The sequence below is a fragment of the Microcoleus sp. T2B6 genome, from assembly GCF_036700475.1.
Classification (GTDB): domain Bacteria; phylum Cyanobacteriota; class Cyanobacteriia; order Cyanobacteriales; family Microcoleaceae; genus Microcoleus.
In genome coordinates this window covers 1-1,908 of record NZ_JAUBOZ010000233.1, presented here as the reverse complement: position 1 = coordinate 1,908, position 1,908 = coordinate 1, and the positions used below count along the sequence as shown (strand labels likewise).

The window sequence follows — 1,908 nt, the reverse complement described above, 5'->3', positions numbered from 1 at the left end:
CCATTTTGAACGAGCAACCTGTTTTTTCGTCAGCTTCTATAGATTTGCAGGACTTAATTTAGATGCGTTTACCCTGGTTGTACGAGTCCGTCATCTCTGGAACAAAACTACCCGTGAGGTTCAGTTTTATTGGTCTTCTTTACACAGTGATGCTCAACTTATTGGTCGGGCTATTCAACAACATTGGGGTATTGAAAACCAGGCTCATTGGACTCTTGACTGTACATTTGCTGAGGATGCTTGCCGCATTCGCTCTTTCCACAGTCCTCGGAATTTTGCTCTTTTACGACGCATTGCTCTCAATGCCCTTAATCGAGAACTGACTTACAAACGCAGTCTCCGACAAAAAATGAAACGCACTGCTATGGATAACGATTATATGATTCAAGTTCTCTTTTCTTGTTTTCTTGACCCTACATTAGATTCTTCTGAGTCCTTGTGTCAAGCCTAATTGAGATGCTCTTACCCTGGTTTACGAGGGAGAATTGTCAACTTACCGTTGATGGTAGCAGCAGTATTAACCTTGCTGTGGCGAGACGTAGCTGGAGTGACAGAACTCACAAGAATGCTGGCAAGAGAAGGTTTTTTGTGGTGCCGACCTACGACAGTTAGTCAACAAGCAATGTCTCAAAGGTTTTTAAGTTTTCCTGCCACTTTATTTGAAGGAGTTTTTAAAAATTTATTACCAAGTTTAAGAACTGCTTGGTCCAAGAGAAACCAACGACCCCTACCAGAAAGCATTCAATTTGCCTTGACTAAATTTTCGAGCATTTGGATAATAGATAGTTCAACGCTCGAAGCATTGTTTTGCAAGCTCAAAAGCTTGGAAGATATACCAAAAGGGCAGTTGGCAGGAAAAATGGCAACAGTTATAGATTTAATGACCAGGCTCCCTATCGATATTTGGTTTCTGGAAAACTAAGCGAGCTTCTGATGTTAAGCTTGAAGAAAATATTCTGCAATTAGTGCCAACTCAAACCTTACTCTTACTGGATAGAGGATTTTATCATTTTAGCTTTTGGCTCAAATTAATTGAACGAGATATCCACTTAATTACTCGTTTAAAACAATAGTTCGGACAGTTTTTAAGCAGCCAGAGTACCATAAGACAAGACTGAAGGAAGGTTAGGGTGATTTAAAATCAAATCCGGGTCTAAATCTAACTTATCAATAAAGGTAGAAAGTAGATGCTTATTGAATTTCAGACGTTTATAAGAACAGATTGAAAACACAAAAGATTTGGCAGATGAATGACAACTAGAGAGTTCATATTTGGCTAGATTTAAGGCAATCAGACTGGCATTAAAATGAAAATCAAGCCGTGGTAAATGACGAGCTTGACAATCTGACAATCCCGTAAATTGTTTAGCATCACGAAAAATAAATTCGATTTGAAAACGAGCCTGATAATATTCAACAATTTGCTCAGGTGGTAGATGAATATCAGTGCTAAATAATAAAGTATTTTTGATTTTCCCATTGGCTTGAACCTCAGAAATACAAGCCCAGCTAATTTGGCAATTTAAACAACAACTCCACACTACTAATGTATATAATGAAACTCCCGGTTTTATTTGTTTAACAAACTTAAGACGACTCAGATATTGGCAGTCAACCTTACCATCATATTTGCGAGGTGCTCCCAGTTTATTTTGTTCACCTGTATAGAGATAGCGTAGGTTAGCATCAACTCTTAGCTTGCCAATAAAGTCTAAATTCAACTCCCCCACAGCATCCCAGAATTTAGAGCGATAATAATAGCCATCAGCGACCATTTGGACGTACAGAAGTTGGGAAGGAACAACGAGTATTCTTGAGATGTTTTGCATAATCATCAACTCTTGTGATGTCAGGCGTTGAGCTTTGAGACTCCTGTTTTTTGCGAGATTTTTTTGACCAGCTATTCTT

At 38.6% G+C, this 1,908-nt stretch carries 2 protein-coding genes and 1 pseudogene; 2 read left to right on the top strand and 1 reads right to left on the bottom strand.

The window, feature by feature from the left end:
• Positions 1-451, top strand: a 451-nt coding sequence (locus QUA00_RS36610; RefSeq protein WP_333143913.1) for an ISAs1 family transposase, incomplete at its 5' end; no start/stop codon positions are given.
• 18 nt (positions 452-469) lie between these two features.
• Positions 470-1,070: pseudogene (locus tag QUA00_RS36605) on the top strand (IS4 family transposase); the annotation flags it as partial.
• Between the two features lie 15 nt (positions 1,071-1,085).
• On the opposite strand, the gene QUA00_RS36600 reads toward QUA00_RS36605, so the two are convergent.
• The coding region (locus QUA00_RS36600; RefSeq protein ID WP_333413476.1) for a transposase at positions 1,086-1,908 on the bottom strand (823 nt) is incomplete at its 5' end.